This window comes from Clostridium sp. AM34-11AC (genome assembly GCF_003435375.1).
In the GTDB taxonomy this organism is placed as follows: domain Bacteria; phylum Bacillota; class Clostridia; order Lachnospirales; family Lachnospiraceae; genus Pilosibacter; species Pilosibacter fragilis.
Genome location: NZ_QWGL01000004.1, coordinates 1 through 16,730, shown reverse-complemented (window position 1 = coordinate 16,730; position 16,730 = coordinate 1). Strand labels below are relative to the sequence as shown.

The window sequence follows — 16,730 nt, the reverse complement described above, 5'->3', positions numbered from 1 at the left end:
GCCATGTTATCGTAAAGTCAAGATAAAACAAAACATAAACACCTAACAGGAGGTAATTGATATGATGAACGATAAAATGGTAATGGCAATCGCAAAGGCAGTAGGTAAGGAAGTTGAAATCAAGACAGCAGAGCAGGATGGAAAGAACATCATCGTAACAGCAGTTGCAGGAGATGAAACCTACAAAGCGGTCCTCTCAGAGAGAAAGAACCAGTACGGAACATATTACAGAGTGATGAGTTCCGAGGTCGTTGAAGTGGCAGATGAAGAGCCGAAGGAAGATGTTGACGAGGTTGAGGCAATGGCAAATCTCGAAGCTGCAAAGAAATTCAGTGAGCAGAAGAACGCTCCGGTATATGTGATGAGCAATGGAAAAAGAACAGCAGTTATCAAGACGGACTCAAATAAGGCTCGTCACGAGAAATACGGATACTGGGTGGCAGCAATTTTTGAAAATGGAGTACAGGTATCAGCATAATGAACACAGAATGAAAGCCGGAGCAGTAATTGCCCCGGCTCATTTTATTTGAATATGAAAGTGTGTGACAGACCGTTTTTGAATATGATTTGTTTTACCTGCCCGGCATCCATGATGATGCTGTCGATGATACCCTGCACGAATGTCTTGATGACGGCGGTATCAACAGAAGTGGCAAGCCGCTTGTAAGACACATAGTTTCTATCCGTGAGTTTCTGAGCGATGATGAACTCGGATGCCCTGCGGACAAATTCTTCGTCAGATACAGATTGGTTCCATTCGTCCGTATTTGAAAATCCTATCTGCTCGTTGACCTCATCCAAAGCCTCAGTCAGTTTTGATTTTTGAATAATAAATTCCGACTCCGGCATTGCATCCTCGGCATATAGATACAGTTTTGTGAGTCGGTCTAAGGCTCGCTCGATTTTCTGCTTTTCATTTCGCAGCTTCGATAGTTCGGAGACAACCTTTTTCTTTTTTAGCTTGGCAGACTTGCCGAAAACAGTTCCTTTTATTTTCCCGGAAGAAAGCATATTGAAAAGGTCGTTCAGACCGTCCTCATCTATATGGTCGATATAGGAGAATGTATTTCCAATCAGCAATGCAGCCTGCAACTCCTCGGGAGAATGGATGTCTGCAAAATTCTTTTGAACATTCAGCATATTCAGAACATAGTTGAATACGAACTCCCCAACGATAGGGTCTGATGTGAATTTGCCATTGCAGGCAGAGGCAAGTTTTCTGCGGGTAGGGCAGGTGTATTTGGAATACTGCCAGTCTTTTTTCGCTGCCGCAGGCGTGGCTCCCATCGGCTTTCCGCAGTTTCCGCAGTATAGGAGTCCTGCGAATACATGGACATACTTTTCTGACTGATAAGTGTTACGCTTACGGTCAAGTCGCTTGTTTGTATCCAACATTGCTATGACACGCTCTTTTTGCTCCCGGGAGATAATTGGCTCGTGATGGTCCTCAACGGTTATCCACTCAGACTCGTCCTTGACCTTTTGCCTATCGCCCTCTTTCAAGACATTGTATCGGTAATCTCCGCAGTAGAATATGTTATGCAGTATGATGTGCAGCGACACAGGGTTCCACAGGTTCCCGGCACGAGTCCTCAATCCCTTTTCGTTCAGATAGCGTGACTCACGGACCAAAGAACGCATCTCCTCATATTTGTCATGTATGAGACGAACAATCTCAGCCTCGATAGGATTGATTGAAAAATCCTTTGTCTCGTAGTCGTAGTTGTATCCGTACGGAACCCTGCCGCCGTTCCATTGACCGTTTGACGCTCGAGAAATCATAGTTGCAGTAACACGCTCGGAAGTCATGTTTCGCTCCAACTCAGCAAAGACAAGGATGATTTTAAGCATAGCCTCGCCCATAGCCGTAGAAGTATCGAACTGTTCGTTTTTGGATACGAACACCACGCCGAGGTCCTTGAGTTCCTTGTACATCGTTGCAAAGTCGAGGAGGTTTCGGGAGATACGGTCTATCTTCCATACAAGCAGGTGGGAAAACGCACCTTGCCGTATCTGAGACATCATTTCTTGAAATTTTGGTCTGTCAGTATTCTTACCGGAATATCCTGCATCCTCGAATATGACATAATCGTCTGTATTAAGCATCAGTTTTGCGTACGCAATCAAATCCTGTCGCTGCATAGGGAGCGAGTCTTTATCAATCTGATGAGTCGTAGAGACTCTGATATAGATGGCAACCCTGTTGGTAGAGGCAGGAGCAGTTCTATCCTGCATCATGTAATATCATCTCCAATCTAAAAAGGATGTCCGAGGTATCAGACATCCAATGCTTTTAATATTGCTTCGGATATGCCGAAGTAATCGCTCTGCCAAACGCCGAGTTCCTGCAATCTTGGCAGCGTGATAGTTTTTCTTGATGAGTTATCCTTGGTTAGAGCCTTGCGGGAGATTACGAAAAAATCCCACAGGTCAAGATTTAGAGGATTTTGGGATGGGGAAGTAGCTTTGTAAAGGCTGAACACATAAGCGTCCGGCATCCCACTTATCGGATAGGATATGAAATCGGGATGTTCCTCATCCTGCGATTGCAAATAAGATGCAGCCTCGATTTGTAATCTATACCCATCGCCTGTAAGCATATCGTATGGAGTCCACTGAGCAGAGCCGTCCGGCAGAAAATGTCCGGACTGTCCTATGGACGAAGCCACGATAAATTTTGAAAGAGTGTTCCGGCGGCTGTTATCAAGGAAATCCGGATAAGACCACTTCCAAAAATCACTCATCGTCACGGAGATTTCTTCTCCGTTTGCTATGAAATGTTCGCTTCCGTTGAATACCATGAGCATTCCTTCTTTCGATATAGTCTTTTATACTGACAATCTTTTTTCTCCGCACTCATCATCGGGCATGGCGGCAATCATGCCATCCGCATAGATGAGCAGGCGGTCTTGTAGGTCGGGAGTCAGTTTTCTGAACTTCTTTAAGCACTTTTGTTCACGAGCATTGGAAATTTCCAATGAGTTATCCACATTCGGGTCTTTGAAATCCACACCACGCACAATGTAATCGAGAGATACATTGAAGTAATCTGCAAATTTCACAACGACATCAAGGGAAGGACTGCCTTTACCCTTTTTCCAGTCAGTGAAAGATGACCCGGAGATACCGAGTTCTCTCGTGATTTGAGCGGGTTTTAAGTTACGCTCGTCCATAAGAGCAACGAGTCTGTCTACAATCGTCATTTAGGACACCTCCAAAAAATAATTTGAAAATTCCAATAAAATCTATTGACTTTTTGGAAAGTTCCAATTAAAATGTAGTCGTAAATTACAAAACACTAATACATTCAGTAAAGCAATTACATCACGCAATTCATTAAGAAATGGCAATATACAATTCGATTTTACCACACGACTATCGAAATGTAAATTACAAAGCGTGATAGGAAGGAGGGCAAATCGAATGGCAAGAGTGTTATCGCCGTGGTGCAAGCAGGCAAAAATCAGATTGATTGAACTGGATATGACCGTTGCTGAGTTGGCATCAAAAGTTGGACTCACAAGGGAGTACACATCGGCTATCGTGAACGGAAGAGCATTTTCCGAACCGGCGATAAAAGCAATCAGCGATGTACTCAATATCGCAGAAACAGCCTGCTCGCTAAATTAAGATTATTATAAGCCGAAAGGAGGCAGTACAACATGGGGAATGGCGGTACGAAAGAGAACCAAAATGTGTACTTTCGTGCAAGGAAACAGGCAGCAATGTATAACGAAAGGCTATCAAGCCGTGAGGGAGCAGCAGAGATGCTCGGAATATCCCCATCGACCTTAGCAGATTACGAATTGGGAATAACGAAGTTTGTTCCGGTCGATAAAGTTGTCTTGATGGCAGATTTGTATAACTGCCCGGAGTTAAGAACTGGATATTGCAAATATGAATGTCCTATCGGGAAGCATATTCCACTGGCAACATCAGTGAGCGGGATAGAGGGCATTGCATTAAGACTTATTCGAGAGTTCGACTCCAATGAGATTAAGAACATTGAGAAAGATTTGGTAGATATAGCAGCGGATGGTGTTATTTCAGAGGATGAAAAACCTACGCTCGAGAAAATTATCAGCAAACTTGATGAGATGTCGGTAGCAATCAGTGAGTTGAAACTCGCAGGAGAAAAGGTTCTGAAAGGATAGGTGGTTAAAGTGGGTGCTGCTGAATTGAGAACTTTCCTCAGAGAGGAATTTGGAATTATGAATGATGAAGAGTTTGAGGCGGCAGTGAACGCATCCACAGGAATAGACATTGGAATGTTTACTCAGCCGCTGAAAGGAGGAGCAGATGATGACAAGAAAGCAAATAAATTCCCTGCGGCGTAAAGCGAGAATGGGAGCCGTTATAGGAGCAGCAATATATCTCGCAGTGGGCGTCACAAGTTTCGGGAAAGACAATTCGAGCATTGAAGCGTCAGCAACCCAGACACAGCAGCCTGTATCAATACCGCAGGAGACATCGAAAGCGACCGTGCAGGAAGAAAGAATAATCACATACACATACGATACAGTCGATGCTTACGACAGTTATCTGCTCGCAAAAATAGCAATGGCTGAGGCAGGAAACCAAGATACGGAGGGAAAAGCACTTGTAATGCTCGTGGTTCTGAATAGAGCATGGGGCGACAATGAGTTTCCGGACACCGTAGAAGATGTGATTTACGATGATGGACAGTTTAGTCCGGTACTTGAGGGAAAATTTGAACAGACCATTCCGAACAATGATTGTTGGGAGGCTCTCGAGATGGTTATGCAGGGATGGGATGAAAGCAAAGGTGCATTGTACTTTGAAAGCAAGAGTTCCTCCACATGGCATGAGGATAATCTGAAATTCCTGTTCAAACATCAAGACCATTATTTTTACACAGAAAAGGAGTGAGACGATGAGAAAGATTAGAAGATATATCATCAGAAATTGGTTTTGGATAGTCTTAGGACTCGTCCTCACAAGAAAAGCAATGGAATATTGCTATCGACAGAGAGGCTCATTTCAAGTCGGAGGCGAGTTCTTTATTCTTCCGGTAATTCTGATGGCGGTATATCTCATACCAAATATCGTGAGAGATGTACTCGGAGTATTCAGAGAGGAGGGCGAAGATGTCAGACCAAGAAATCGCAGAGAAGATGGTAGAAATCGTAGACGAGTTCCAAAGGCAGACAGGTATGCCGGATGAGGTTGCTGACAATGTTGTTAGGCATTGTTTCAGAAAAATGGAACTGATAGACGCACCCGCTGAATATATCTTGCTTTTGCTACCGGATGAATTGAAAAACGCTTGTTTCAGAAGTTGGATAAACAAAAGGACGATGGAACTTGTAAAGAAAAAGGAGGCGGTTGCGAATGTGCAGCTTGTGTAGACAGTTTCCGTGCCACCCGAGATGCCCTAACGCTCCGGAACCTGTACCGCTTATGAGATGCAAGGAATGCGGAGAGGGAATTTACGAGGGCGATGAGTATTACGACACCGGGAACGGTGGGATATGCAAAGAGTGCATAGAAGATATGACAGCAAATGAATTATTCGACCTGTTCGGAGAAAGCTATTCCGTGGCAGCGTCATAAAGGAGGTAAGAAGATGGCAGAAAACACGCAGTTGGCAGAACAGCCAAAGAGACAGGTTGGTCCGGTTCAGCAGGTAAAGTTACTGTTGAATGAGGATACTGTCAAGAAAAGATTTACAGATGTTCTTGGAAAGAAAGCACCGCAGTTCATGGCATCCATTGTAAATGTGGTGTCAGCATCGCCACAGTTAAAACAGTGTGATGCAAACAGTATCATGGCAGCATCGTTTGTGGCAGCATCGTTTGACTTGCCAATCGACAGCAATCTCGGATTTGCAGCATTGGTTCCGTATAAGAAGAGTTTCAAGGATAAAGAAACAGGTCAGTGGGTTAAAAAGGACCTTGCACAGTTCCAAATGATGTACAAAGGCTTTGTCCAGTTGGCAATCAGAACTGGACAGTACGAGAAGATGAATTGCTCGGAGGTTTACGAGGACGAACTTCGCTCGTATAACCCGATTACAGGAGAGTGTGAGTTTGTGACTGATTTCTCACAGACGCATCAGCGAGAGAATGGAGAGACTGATAAGATTGTCGGTTATTACGCATGGTTCCGCCTTGTATCCGGTTTTACCAAAGAACTGTATATGAGCAAGAGTGAGGTAACGAATCACGCAAAGAAGTATTCACAGTCGTACAGATATGATTTGAATGACAACAAGACAAGCAGTAAGTGGTCTACGGACTTCGATGCGATGGCAAAGAAAACTGTGATTAAGTTGCTTCTCAGCAAGTGGGGCATCCTGTCTGTTGAGATGCAGAGAGCGATTGCAGATGACCAAAAGACATTTGATGAGGATGGCAATGAGGAATATGGAGACAATCAGCCGGATGTTATCGAGGCTGAGGACCCATTCGCTCAGATTGAAGATAAGAGCGGCGAACAGGATGACGAGCCGGAAGAACTCGACATCACTCAGTAGCAGAAAGGAGACATTATGGAGTTGACAGCAGAGAATTATTACGGAATGGAAGCCAACAAGGCGTATATGTCCGTAAGCCAGTTCAAGGACTTCAACGGCACCTATGGGAAGATGGCGTGTGAGTTTGAAGCAATGGAAAAGTTAGAGGAGAGGTGGAAGCCGGAGCCATCGACAGCGTTGTTGGTCGGAAGTTATGTGGACTCATACATCGAGGGAACACTGGATTACTTCAAGAAAAGAAATCCGGAAATTTTCACTCAGAAAGGCGAACTGAAAGCACCGTATAAGAAAGCAGAGGAAATCATCGCCCGCATTGAGAGAGACGAGTATTTTATGAAGTATCTCTCGGGAGAGAAGCAGCGAATTATGACAGGTAATCTGTTTGGTTGCGACTGGAAAATCAAGATGGACTCATACATTCCGGGAGTTGCCATTGTGGATTTGAAAGTGATGGCATCCATTACGGATTTGAAATGGGTCAAGGATATCGGATACCTCGATTTTGTAAGGTATTGGGGATACGACATCCAAGGAGCAATCTATCAGAAGATTGTTGAACTCAATACTGGAAAGAAACTGCCGTTCTTTATCGCTGCGGTAACAAAGGAGAATGAACCGGACATCCGTATCATTCAGATTACTCAGAACTATCTCGATGAGGCTCTGAGCGTAGTATCTGCAAATATCAACAGAGTGTTGATGGTTAAGAATGGAGACAGGGAGCCGGACAAATGCGAATTGTGTGACTGTTGCAGGCACAACAGGGTTCTGAAAGCACCGATTTCCATTATCGACCTTACATCCGGAATTTAGGAGGTATCTATCAATGGCGTGGATAAGCGTTCACGAACAGGTGGTAGGTGGAAAACTGAGAACTCTCGCCAAAGAGTTGAATTGCAGTCAAAATGAGGCTCTTGGAATGTTGGTTACGCTGTGGCTGTGGGGCATTAACAATGCGGACAGTGAAGGCAAGATAATCGGAGCGACAAGAGCAGACATCGCAAAGGTTCTTTATGTTGGACTGAATGAGGAAATCGACCCGCTCAAGGCGGTTGATGCACTCATTACGACAGGTTGGATAGACCTTGACACAGACCTGTATCTCCACGATTGGGGAGAATGGCAGGAACAGTGGTATAAGGCTATGACAGCAAGAGAAAAGGATAAGGAGCGAAAACGCAGAGAGAGAGCCGCTAAGAAATTAGCACCTCAGCAGAAAGCACCGCCTGTAAAAAAGGAGGAGCCTGCTATCAGCACATCGGAACCTACAATTCCTCAACAGCCGGAAACTAAAAGCAAGGCTGAGGGATATACGAAAGATTTCGAGGAGTGGTGGAGCGTGTATCCTCGTAAAATTGGAAAAGGCGATGCCTACAAGAAATACAAGACAAGGATAAAAGATGGTTGGTCTCCTGCTGAAATGTTGGAAGCAGCACAGAATTATAGGACCAAAGTTCTGAATGAGAGAACGGAGCAGAAATTCATTAAGCATCCAAAGACCTTTTTATCAGACACCACACCGTTTGCTGATTTTATCAAAACAGGCACGCCGACCGTAACTACAACTGGAAACAATGACGACAATCCGTATGCAGACTGGGAGGAATAACATGGAAAGACAAGAGAATATAGGAAAAGACGGTCTCCTGCATTGTTCTGTATGCGGAGAGCCGACACAGAAGATTTTACCGTTCCCGCTTATGGACGGTTCGGAAGGAACTCGGGATATGAAAGTACATATCATGTGTTCCTGCGAGAAGAAAGAGCGGGATGCCTACGACAGGGAACAGAAGCGACAGGAAGAAATGAGGGTCGTAGAGGGATTGAGAAAACTCAGCCTTATGGATGACAAACTGTCACAGGCGAGATTGGAGTCGTTCACAGAGACAGACGATAACGCAAGACTCCTCAAAATAGTTCGGAATTACATCGTGAACTTTGAAAAGATGTATGAGGATAATCAAGGATTGCTGCTGTGGGGTCCGGTGGGAACCGGAAAGAGTTATGCTGCGGCAGTGATTGCAAATGAACTGCTCGACCGCAGGACATCAGTTGTAATGACATCGTTCATCAAGATACTCAAGGAGGTCGGAACATTCGATGATGACAACGGCAAGATTGAGAAAATGAACCAGTCCAAGTTGCTCATTATAGATGACCTCGGGGCAGAAAGAGGAACTGACTACTCCCTTGAAAGGGTGTACGACATCATAGACAGCCGATACCGAAGCAACAAGCCAATCATACTGACAACGAACCTCACGATGGAGCAGATGAAGAACTGTGAGGATATTCGATACAACAGAATTTATGACAGGATATTCGAGATGTGCTATCCGGTCAAGGTAAGCGGTCTCTCTTGGAGAAAAAGGGAGGCGGCATCTCGATATGCAGCAACCAAACAGATATTGGAGGGATGAAGATGCTGAAAATGATTGCAGAAATCAGTATTGCCAAACTCGAGGATAGAAAAACAGTAACAGCAATTCTCCACGAGAACGGCTATACAGTTGGTCCGGGCAAGAGAAAGAAAACCGAGACCGGAAAGACTATCGACTACTTCCTCAAGGTGTACAGAGAGGATGGAAGCGATGAATGAGATAAGATTTACCATTCCCGGCAAGCCATTCGGCAAGCAGCGACCGAGAGTGGTAAACCGAGGGAAGTTTAGCACAGCATATACGCCGAAAGAAACGGTCGAGTACGAAAATCTCGTGAAACTGTATTATTCTCAGACGGCACATGGCTATATGTTTCCCGATGATGCAATGCTCGATGTAAGGATATTTGCATTTTATGAAGTTCCGAAATCGGCAAGCAAGAAGAAAAAGGCTGCAATGTTGGCACAGGATATTCGCCCAACCAAGAAACCGGACTTCGACAATATTGGGAAGATAATTTGCGACAGCCTAAACTTGGTGGCATATCACGATGACTCAGCGGTGGTAGATGCTCAAGTGAGAAAGTTTTACTCAGAGCAGCCGAGAGTTGAGGTCGTCATAAAACAAATACAGAAAGGATGACATTTATGGAAGAATTATCACTGGTAATCAGTCAGCCGGATGAGGGAAAATTCCTTCAAAAAATCGGTTGGAACAAAGAGCAGATTATGAATGCTGTTGCGGAAATCACGAAGCAGTACACTGGCTTGACCTACACGGAGGAGCAGATGCAGGATGCCAAGAAAGACAGGGCAACCCTCAATGCCATGAGAAAGGATATTTCCGACAGAAGAATACAGGTCAAGAAAGCATTGATGGCTCCGTATGAAGCATTCGAGGCTGAGGTCAAGGAAGTTGTGGCTATGATAGATGAGCCGATAGCGATGATTGACGAGCAGTTGTTGGCATACGAGGAAAAGGTCAAAGAAGATAAGAAGCAGGAGTTGATTTCATATTTCAAGGAGAACATCGGAGAATTGGAGGATGCTCTGACCTTTGACATGATTTTCAATCCGAAGTGGCTCAATAAGACCGCATCACTCAAGTCTTGCAAGGAAGAGATTTTCAAGGAAATCAGCAGAACAGATACAGACCTCAGAGCAATCGAAACCATGATTGAAGAGAAGTACAGAGCGTACGCTAAGGACTATTACTTCCGCAAGGATAGAAATATGACATCGGTTCTCAGTGAGGTCGGCAGAATGAAAGAAATTGACCGCAAGGCAGAGGAAGAGAAAGCGGCTCGAGAAGAGGCTGAGGAACGCAGGAGAGAGCAGGAAGCAGCCAAAGCGGCAGAGGCTACCAATCCTCCAACCGAACTGGAAAATGTGCAGGAGCAGGCAGAAAGCGTACCAAAGGTCACAGAAAGCGTATCAATTCCTGCGGAAAATGTACCAAGACAGCCGGAAAGCGTACCGGAACAGTCAAAGGATGCACAGGTTGTAGACCCGTTTGCAGACAAGGATACTGACACCAAGATTTATAAGGCATCGTTCACGATTAGAGGAACAAAGGCTCAGATACTGTCTGTAAAGGAGTTTATGATAAAGAACAATATTCAATTTGGAAAGGTGGAAAAATAGTATGGGAAGTTTCATTGAGGAAACGACACTGCATTTCGAGGATGACACATTCAAGAAGTTAAGAACGGATGCAGACCAAGTATTACAGAAACTGCTTGCCAACATGGCGGAAAAGGGCAGTCTCGAGGGAAAAATGACAATCACGATTGATGTGTCATTCACAGAGGAGACAGTTCAGAACAGAGACCCGAACATCGAGGGAGATATGAGAATTGTACATACGCCGAAGTTTCAGCATAAGGTTGGCTCGGTTCTGCAAATCAAGAATGAGCAGAAAGGCGATATGAACTGCGATGGCATGGAGATGATTTGGGATAATGAAAAAGGCGAGTATGTACTCAGACCTATTACTGGAAGAGACCAAATGAGCATCTTTGACATGGAGGTTCAGAACGCACAGGAGCCTGCGACCGATGCGGAAGTTGTTGAGGGCGAAGTTCTCGAGGGAAGAAAAATCCCTGCACTCCCTATGAATGAGCCGGAAGATGATGAGTCCGATGGAAGTCCGGAGGACGGTCCACAGGACGAGGAAGATATGTCAGACGAATTTGGGGATGACTATGGATACTATGACCCGGAGGAGTATTGATGTTAAGGGTAACTGTAAAATTGATTAAGGCATGGCTGAATTATCAGCGAGCAAAGATAAGGAGACGACACGATGAGAAAGTTAGCAAGAGAAGTAGCAAGAAATCAGAGTTATAAGAGAAGCGGAACAACAGATATGTTTCATTACTTCTTTGACAAGATTTGGAGAGAGAAAGGACATCCTGCATCACGCAGGATGAACCCTACTAAGAAAAAGCGTTTCGGAGGGAGAAAGTAATGGAAGAGAATAAGATTTATCAGAATGACAATCCGAAGAATGGTCCACTTGATGGTGTTCAGTTAAGAACTGATTGCGTGAGAACCAAGTTCACACAGAAGAGACAGAAAACTGGCTATCCATTCAAGCAGTCACAGACAAAGGCAAATGTATCTGCAAGCGTAGAGACTGGCACATTCTCCATCAGAGATGTGCAGACGAATATTATGCTTGCAATCAGACTCGAAGATGCTATGGCGGTATGTGCAGCCGCAGCGGATGCGAGCAGAAAGGCGGAAGGATGTACGGAAACGAAGGAAGATGCAGGAGTTGCGGAGCCAAAATCCGATTTATAAAGATGAAGTCGGGAAAGTCCATGCCTGTGAATGAGAAGATTGTCAATTATAAGACTGACCCTCATGGCAAGGAAAGAATTGTGACACTGGGCGGCGATGTAGTCGCCTGCGTCACTGGCATCAATGCAGATGAAGCAACTGGATTTGGATATGTTTCTCACTTTGCTACTTGCCCGAATGCGAGAAACCATAGAAGATGACAAAGAAAAAGAGCCGCCTCACTTAGCGACTCAATACTGGTAAGAAAAATTATATGCTATAAGGCATAGAAAGTCAAGGAGGCGGCTGATGAAAGAGGCAAGATATTCATTAACACAGGAACAACTCAACGACTTAGCAGCCATTGCAGCCGATAGAGCGGTTGAGGCATATCGTTCCGAAGAACAGAAAACTCAGAAGCGTAAAGATAATGAGAATGTTCGCATCACAAAGAAGAAACTCCAATCCTACCGCAGGGTGAAAGCATCACTGGCAGAGACCGAAGAGTTCACAGAGGATGAGAAGATTGAACTGAGATGGGCGTTTGTGAGAGATTTGATGGGAAGCGGACTTGATGTTGTTGAGAAAGCAGACAACAGGATAAGGTCTGTTGAGAACAAAAGAAAAAGAGACTCATTCGAGATACAGTCTATCGACAAGGCTATGGCACTGTATAAGAAAGAGGCTGACAATTCCTCAAGTGAGGAGGCGAAGAGAAGATACAGAGAACTGCACGCAATGTATATTGATGACGAGGCACATGATGTAAAAGAAATTGCTGAGATGGAAAACATCAGTGAGAAAATCGTTTACAGAGACATAGGAATAGCCTGTAAGATATTGGCGGTATATTTGCTCGGAATGTAGGAAATAAACGCTCCCTGCGGCTATACGAAACGCACAATACATACTGAATTGGAATGTAAGAAAAATGTAAGGTTGAAATTGGAATATTCCAATGATAGTATGGTAGTAGCCAACAGACCCCATAATGTCATCCAAATGCAGAGCCATGTAGTTCTTCTTCCCAAAGACGACATGAGTATCCCGGCGAGAAATCGTTCGGGATATTTCTGTATTTGGCGTTAGCGAGCAAGACTGTCTCAATTCCCGGAGGCAGTCTATTTTTATGCAAAAAGCCGCCATCTCAAGAGAGAAAAGCGGCTCGAGCCTACACCTCAAAACTGAACGGATGTTCGGGGGGGGGGGGGAGAACCTATTTGACTATTTGCAGGAATGGAGTTGCACGACTCCACGATTGCATTGCACAGCATATCGAATGAAAGCGTAGGACATAGTTCCTTGACACGCTTTATGGAAATGGTTTTCTGCTTGCACAGACTCTCGTTTTCTTCAATCCGGTATGTAGGCAGAACGAAAAACTCCCACCAAGACAGGTCAAGAATGTTTCTTCGATTGTCTGTTGCGGTGTAGAGGCAGAAAACATAGAGGTCGTTGTTCCGCTGCTGAGGCGAGTCTTTTTTGTAATCGCCATCAACAGGAACTCTTGCAGGAGCGATGCTGAAAGATGCTCTCTCCGAATACTTGCAGGTCTCAGAGTTGAGATATGCAGATGATTTGACCTCGATACGAGATACTCTTCCGATGGACGGTATTACAGGTCCTTCAAGGTCGTAAGGTTCAAAACCTGTACCGATGTCGGGGCGTGTAATGATACCGCCACTGTCAAGCGAGCATCTCACAATGAAATCGGCAAATGTTCCTCTTGTCATTCCGAACTGGATATTCGAGAGAGACCATTGCCAAAAGTTGAGCATCGTGTACGGCAGATACACGCCGTCACTGATTAACTTTTCGTCTCCGTTATACATGATGACACCTCCTCTCAAGAACGGATGTCATCATTGTATCACGAAATTCAGCATTTTTACAGAAAGGATATGACATTATGGCAGAGAAAAGAATTGAAACCGTTGAAATGAGAGCGGGAGATGTTAAGACAGGCTTTGGAAATCCGAGGAAGATTACCAAAAAGAAGAAAGATGAACTCCGAAACAGCATCGAGACTTTCGGAGACTTCGGCTCATTCATCATAGATGAGAATAACAATATCATCGGTGGGAATATGAGACTGAGTGTCATCAAGGAGATGGACCCGGACACGATTATCCTGTGTAAGCGTCTTATTGGATATTCAGAGACAGAACTCCGAGCAATCAACATTAAGGACAATACTCATTCCGGAGATTGGGATATGGACTTACTGGCAGACTGGACAGCAGACCTTACCGTTGACCTTGGACTTGAGAAAGCAACTAAGAAAGAGATGGAGGAGCGAAGCATACCGGAGATGGAACTCATCCATTACGAGAAATACGATTATGTGATGATTGTCTGCAAGAATGAACTGGACTATAACGACCTCATCAGAAAACTCGGCATCGAGGGAGCAAAGGTTGCAATCTCGAAGAGAAAGATAAATGCGAGGGCGATATGGTATGACAAGATTAAAGACCAAATCCGCTCCGGAGAAGATTTGCAGGCTAAGGACGGTGCCAAAGAATGAAGAAAGTAATATTCGTTGGTGCCGGGGAATATGCGGAGTCGGTATATGACTCTATGGCAAAGGAAGAATACGACCTCATCGGTTTTGTGGATGAATATAAAAAGGGATACCACATGGGAAAACCTATTTTAGCAGCCACAATCGAGGAGGTTTTTAATTTTAGAGACTATGCCTATTTTATCTCAATAGGAGATACAGAACCAAGGAAGAGGCAGTTCGAGGCTGTCAAGAGATTAGGACTTGAGACTATCAACATCATCGACAAGACAGCACTTATTTCCGACTCGGTAAAGATAGGCACAGGCAATTTCATTGGGAAGATGGCGGTTATCAATATCGGAACCGTCATAGGAGACAACAACATGGTAAACTCCAAATCTTTGATTGAGCATCACTGCACGATTAAGAACCACACCCGGATAGCGACAGCGACCGTGATGAATGGGGATGTAGTCGTGGAAGATGGTGCCTACCTCGGCAGTATGGCTTGCTGCATAGGTCAGCAGAGACTTGGAGAATTTTCAGTTATCGGAGCAGGGGCGGTAGTCCTCGGAGACATCGAGCCGTACTGCACGGCAGTAGGTGTTCCGGCAAAGATAATCAAAAGGAGGACAGACAGATGACAGTATTGGTTATCGCACCACACCCGGATGATGAAATCCTTGGATGTGGAGGCGTAATTGCAAAAAGGGCAGAGGCAGGAGACGATGTATGGGTCTGCATCGTATCAGAGGGAAAGAGACCGATGTATTCCCGAAAGTTCATTGAGCAGGAATTTAAGGAAATGCAGATTGCTCACAGTAATGTGGGCGTAGGTCATTTCATCAGAATTGCACTGCCGACAGCAAGGCTCGACACCATTCCTCAATACAGGCTGAATGAAATCTTGGCAGATGTGGTCGATGTGGTACGACCGGATGAAGTTTTCATTCCACATCGAGGAGATATGCACCGAGACCATCAGATTGTAGCAGATGCTGCAATGGTGGCACTGAGACCGAATGGAAGTAACAATGTGAAAAGAATCCTTGCGTATGAAGTCCTGTCTGAGACAGACTGGAATATTCCGAATACGCAGAACGCATTTATCCCGAACGTCTATGAGGACATCACGAAGCAGATAAACTTCAAACTCATGGCAATGGAGGGATACAAGTCTCAGTTGAGAGAGTATCCTGCGGCAAGGTCCATTGAAGGAATCAAGGCACTTGCACAGCACAGGGGAGTCACGGTAGGAAAGAAGTATGCGGAGGCATTTATGCTGATAAGGGAGGTGGCTGAATGATACTTACATCACATCAGCCGAACTTTTTGCCGTATATGGGAGTTTTCTACAAGGCTTTCAAGAGCGATGTCTTGGTTCTGTCTGATGATGTGTGCTATTCCAAAAAAGGGATGCACAACTGGAACTGGATACAGACCAAAGCAGGGGAGCAGAAGATTACGGTTCCGGTCAACGCTCATCACGATTCGAGACTGTGCGACATTTCCATATCAGACCCGATGAGAAATCTGCCAAAGATATGCAGAACCATAAAGGAAGCGTACGCAAGGGCGAATCACTTCTCAGAGGGCATGGAGATAATCGACAGGATTGAGGCTCTGTCGAGAGAGGACCTGCGGCTCGTGGAACTGAATAGCAACCTCATATACTACATTCTGAGGAGATTTGGAATTAAGACCGAAGTCATCATGGCATCGGAACTTGGAATTACAGGCCATAAGGATGACAGGATATTACAGATGTGCAAGATTGCAAAGGCTGACACATATTACAGCGGAACAGGAGCGAAAGCGTACCATGACGAGGAAAGATACCGGAAGAACGGCATCAACCTCGTCTATTCTGATTATCAACCAGTTGTGTATCAGAGAAAATACAAACCGTTCCTGCCGAACATGAGCGTCATTGATTATATCTTCAATGCAGGATTTAGAATACCGGAGGTGTGGCTATGAACAAAAGGAAGTTTGGTATCTACATACCGAGTTACAAGAGAGCAGCCACGATTACCACTCATAAGTTACTGGAATACTACAAAGTGGTTGTCAGAAAGTCTGAGGAGGATGAATACCTCAAGGTCATCCCGAAAGAAAATCTGATTGCAGTACCGGATGAGGAGATAAACAACATCGTCAAGGTTGTGAACTGGATTGTAGATAATTCAGAGGAAGATGTAATCGCAATGATAGATGATGATATGAACGACCTCATATACAGGCTCGACTTCAATGAGAAGATTACGGACCCGGAGGTTATCACATCGGAACTGGAAAGGATTGCACAGTTGATGGTAGACCTCGACATAGGATACGGAGCAGTGGATGCGTCTATCGCACCGTGGAACTATGCACAGGAGTTTACCTTTGCAGGAACATCCGGAGGATTGAGATGGTTCAATAAGAAAGTCTACAAGGCAAGGTTCGATGAGAAGATTGGATACTGTTGCGATACGGATGCAGTATTACAGGAACTGCTCAAGAACAGAATCATCCTCAAGCCGAAGTGTTGTGGTCAAGCTTTTTTGTAACACTTGTGGCTA

General features: G+C 44.8%; 28 protein-coding genes. 24 read left to right on the top strand and 4 right to left on the bottom strand.

Going from position 1 to position 16,730, the window contains the following annotated elements:
* The first annotated feature begins 61 nt into the window (after window positions 1-61).
* Window positions 62-478 (top strand): hypothetical protein, encoded by a 417-nt coding sequence (locus DW826_RS04515; RefSeq protein ID WP_117552175.1) that lies wholly within the window; start codon window positions 62-64, stop codon window positions 476-478.
* A gap of 44 nt (window positions 479-522) precedes the next feature.
* Here the strand turns inward: DW826_RS04515 and DW826_RS04510 are convergent, their stop codons facing one another.
* The 3 genes from DW826_RS04510 to DW826_RS04500 are packed head-to-tail and all read right to left on the bottom strand — an operon-like array spanning window position 523 to window position 3,203.
* Window positions 523-2,238: a recombinase family protein gene (locus DW826_RS04510; protein ID WP_117552174.1), complete on the bottom strand. Its 1,716-nt coding sequence runs from the start codon at window positions 2,236-2,238 to the stop codon at window positions 523-525.
* A 38-nt stretch (window positions 2,239-2,276) separates the two neighbouring features.
* Window positions 2,277-2,801 (bottom strand): hypothetical protein, encoded by a 525-nt coding sequence (locus DW826_RS04505; RefSeq protein ID WP_117552173.1) that lies wholly within the window; start codon window positions 2,799-2,801, stop codon window positions 2,277-2,279.
* A 27-nt stretch (window positions 2,802-2,828) separates the two neighbouring features.
* Window positions 2,829-3,203: a helix-turn-helix transcriptional regulator gene (locus DW826_RS04500; protein WP_117552172.1), complete on the bottom strand. Its 375-nt coding sequence runs from the start codon at window positions 3,201-3,203 to the stop codon at window positions 2,829-2,831.
* Window positions 3,204-3,423: 220 nt separating this feature from the next.
* Here DW826_RS04500 and DW826_RS04495 point away from each other — a divergent pair, with 220 nt between their 5' ends.
* The 18 genes from DW826_RS04495 (at window position 3,424) to DW826_RS04420 (ending at window position 12,527) form a co-directional block, all read left to right on the top strand.
* Complete coding sequence (locus tag DW826_RS04495) at window positions 3,424-3,630, top strand: helix-turn-helix transcriptional regulator (RefSeq protein WP_117552171.1); 207 nt, start codon at window positions 3,424-3,426, stop codon at window positions 3,628-3,630.
* Between the two features lie 32 nt (window positions 3,631-3,662).
* The gene (locus tag DW826_RS04490) at window positions 3,663-4,154 is read left to right on the top strand and encodes a helix-turn-helix transcriptional regulator (RefSeq protein ID WP_117552170.1); all 492 of its coding nucleotides are present in this window, start codon (window positions 3,663-3,665) and stop codon (window positions 4,152-4,154) included.
* The gene (locus tag DW826_RS04485; protein WP_117552169.1) at window positions 4,155-4,337 is read left to right on the top strand and encodes a hypothetical protein; all 183 of its coding nucleotides are present in this window, start codon (window positions 4,155-4,157) and stop codon (window positions 4,335-4,337) included.
* Window positions 4,303-4,890: a cell wall hydrolase gene (locus DW826_RS04480; protein ID WP_242994042.1), complete on the top strand. Its 588-nt coding sequence runs from the start codon at window positions 4,303-4,305 to the stop codon at window positions 4,888-4,890. Before DW826_RS04485 ends, DW826_RS04480 begins: the two co-directional genes overlap by 35 nt.
* Before the next feature lie 218 nt (window positions 4,891-5,108).
* Window positions 5,109-5,369: a hypothetical protein gene (locus tag DW826_RS04475; protein WP_117552167.1), complete on the top strand. Its 261-nt coding sequence runs from the start codon at window positions 5,109-5,111 to the stop codon at window positions 5,367-5,369.
* 52 nt (window positions 5,370-5,421) lie between these two features.
* Entirely contained in the window at window positions 5,422-5,574 is a 153-nt protein-coding gene (locus DW826_RS04470) for a hypothetical protein (RefSeq protein WP_242994041.1), read from the top strand.
* Window positions 5,575-5,587: 13 nt separating this feature from the next.
* Window positions 5,588-6,496, top strand: coding sequence for a recombinase RecT (locus DW826_RS04465; protein ID WP_181967992.1), 909 nt, complete (start codon window positions 5,588-5,590; stop codon window positions 6,494-6,496).
* Between the two features lie 15 nt (window positions 6,497-6,511).
* Window positions 6,512-7,309: a PD-(D/E)XK nuclease-like domain-containing protein gene (locus DW826_RS04460; RefSeq protein ID WP_117552164.1), complete on the top strand. Its 798-nt coding sequence runs from the start codon at window positions 6,512-6,514 to the stop codon at window positions 7,307-7,309.
* Between the two features lie 13 nt (window positions 7,310-7,322).
* Entirely contained in the window at window positions 7,323-8,105 is a 783-nt protein-coding gene (locus DW826_RS04455) for a hypothetical protein (RefSeq protein ID WP_117552163.1), read from the top strand.
* A gap of 1 nt (window position 8,106) precedes the next feature.
* Complete coding sequence (locus tag DW826_RS04450) at window positions 8,107-8,916, top strand: ATP-binding protein (RefSeq protein ID WP_181967991.1); 810 nt, start codon at window positions 8,107-8,109, stop codon at window positions 8,914-8,916.
* A gap of 2 nt (window positions 8,917-8,918) precedes the next feature.
* Window positions 8,919-9,095, top strand: coding sequence for a hypothetical protein (locus DW826_RS18190; RefSeq protein WP_161171588.1), 177 nt, complete (start codon window positions 8,919-8,921; stop codon window positions 9,093-9,095).
* Window positions 9,088-9,519, top strand: a complete 432-nt coding sequence (locus DW826_RS04445; protein WP_117552161.1) for a RusA family crossover junction endodeoxyribonuclease — start codon at window positions 9,088-9,090, stop codon at window positions 9,517-9,519. Before DW826_RS18190 ends, DW826_RS04445 begins: the two co-directional genes overlap by 8 nt.
* Window positions 9,520-9,524: 5 nt before the next feature.
* Entirely contained in the window at window positions 9,525-10,520 is a 996-nt protein-coding gene (locus tag DW826_RS04440; protein WP_181967990.1) for a DUF1351 domain-containing protein, read from the top strand.
* 1 nt (window position 10,521) lies between these two features.
* Window positions 10,522-11,109 carry a hypothetical protein gene (locus tag DW826_RS04435; protein ID WP_117552159.1) on the top strand — a complete coding sequence of 196 codons (588 nt, stop codon included), beginning with the start codon at window positions 10,522-10,524 and terminating at the stop codon, window positions 11,107-11,109.
* Between the two features lie 72 nt (window positions 11,110-11,181).
* A complete protein-coding gene (locus tag DW826_RS18185) occupies window positions 11,182-11,346 on the top strand; it encodes a hypothetical protein (RefSeq protein WP_173885566.1) in 165 nt (54 codons plus the stop codon).
* Window positions 11,346-11,681: a hypothetical protein gene (locus DW826_RS04430; RefSeq protein ID WP_117552158.1), complete on the top strand. Its 336-nt coding sequence runs from the start codon at window positions 11,346-11,348 to the stop codon at window positions 11,679-11,681. Before DW826_RS18185 ends, DW826_RS04430 begins: the two co-directional genes overlap by 1 nt.
* 20 nt (window positions 11,682-11,701) lie before the next feature.
* Complete coding sequence (locus DW826_RS04425; protein WP_242994040.1) at window positions 11,702-11,881, top strand: hypothetical protein; 180 nt, start codon at window positions 11,702-11,704, stop codon at window positions 11,879-11,881.
* A gap of 88 nt (window positions 11,882-11,969) precedes the next feature.
* Window positions 11,970-12,527, top strand: coding sequence for a MerR family transcriptional regulator (locus DW826_RS04420; protein ID WP_117552156.1), 558 nt, complete (start codon window positions 11,970-11,972; stop codon window positions 12,525-12,527).
* A 311-nt stretch (window positions 12,528-12,838) separates the two neighbouring features.
* Here the strand turns inward: DW826_RS04420 and DW826_RS04415 are convergent, their stop codons facing one another.
* Window positions 12,839-13,492, bottom strand: coding sequence for a hypothetical protein (locus tag DW826_RS04415; protein ID WP_117552155.1), 654 nt, complete (start codon window positions 13,490-13,492; stop codon window positions 12,839-12,841).
* A gap of 77 nt (window positions 13,493-13,569) precedes the next feature.
* Between DW826_RS04415 and DW826_RS04410 the strand changes: the two genes are divergently transcribed.
* Genes DW826_RS04410 through DW826_RS04390 form a run of 5 tightly spaced genes read left to right on the top strand, consistent with a single transcriptional unit; the run spans window position 13,570 to window position 16,718 of the window.
* Window positions 13,570-14,187, top strand: a complete 618-nt coding sequence (locus DW826_RS04410; RefSeq protein WP_117552154.1) for a hypothetical protein — start codon at window positions 13,570-13,572, stop codon at window positions 14,185-14,187.
* Entirely contained in the window at window positions 14,184-14,810 is a 627-nt protein-coding gene (locus DW826_RS04405; protein ID WP_117552153.1) for a NeuD/PglB/VioB family sugar acetyltransferase, read from the top strand. Before DW826_RS04410 ends, DW826_RS04405 begins: the two co-directional genes overlap by 4 nt.
* On the top strand, window positions 14,807-15,472 hold the full coding sequence (locus DW826_RS04400) for a PIG-L deacetylase family protein (RefSeq protein WP_117552152.1): 666 nt from the start codon (window positions 14,807-14,809) through the stop codon (window positions 15,470-15,472). The genes DW826_RS04405 and DW826_RS04400 overlap by 4 nt, the downstream gene beginning before the upstream one ends.
* Entirely contained in the window at window positions 15,469-16,146 is a 678-nt protein-coding gene (locus tag DW826_RS04395) for a WbqC family protein (RefSeq protein WP_117552151.1), read from the top strand. The genes DW826_RS04400 and DW826_RS04395 overlap by 4 nt, the downstream gene beginning before the upstream one ends.
* Window positions 16,143-16,718 carry a hypothetical protein gene (locus DW826_RS04390; RefSeq protein WP_117552150.1) on the top strand — a complete coding sequence of 192 codons (576 nt, stop codon included), beginning with the start codon at window positions 16,143-16,145 and terminating at the stop codon, window positions 16,716-16,718. Before DW826_RS04395 ends, DW826_RS04390 begins: the two co-directional genes overlap by 4 nt.
* Window positions 16,719-16,730 lie beyond the last annotated feature (12 nt).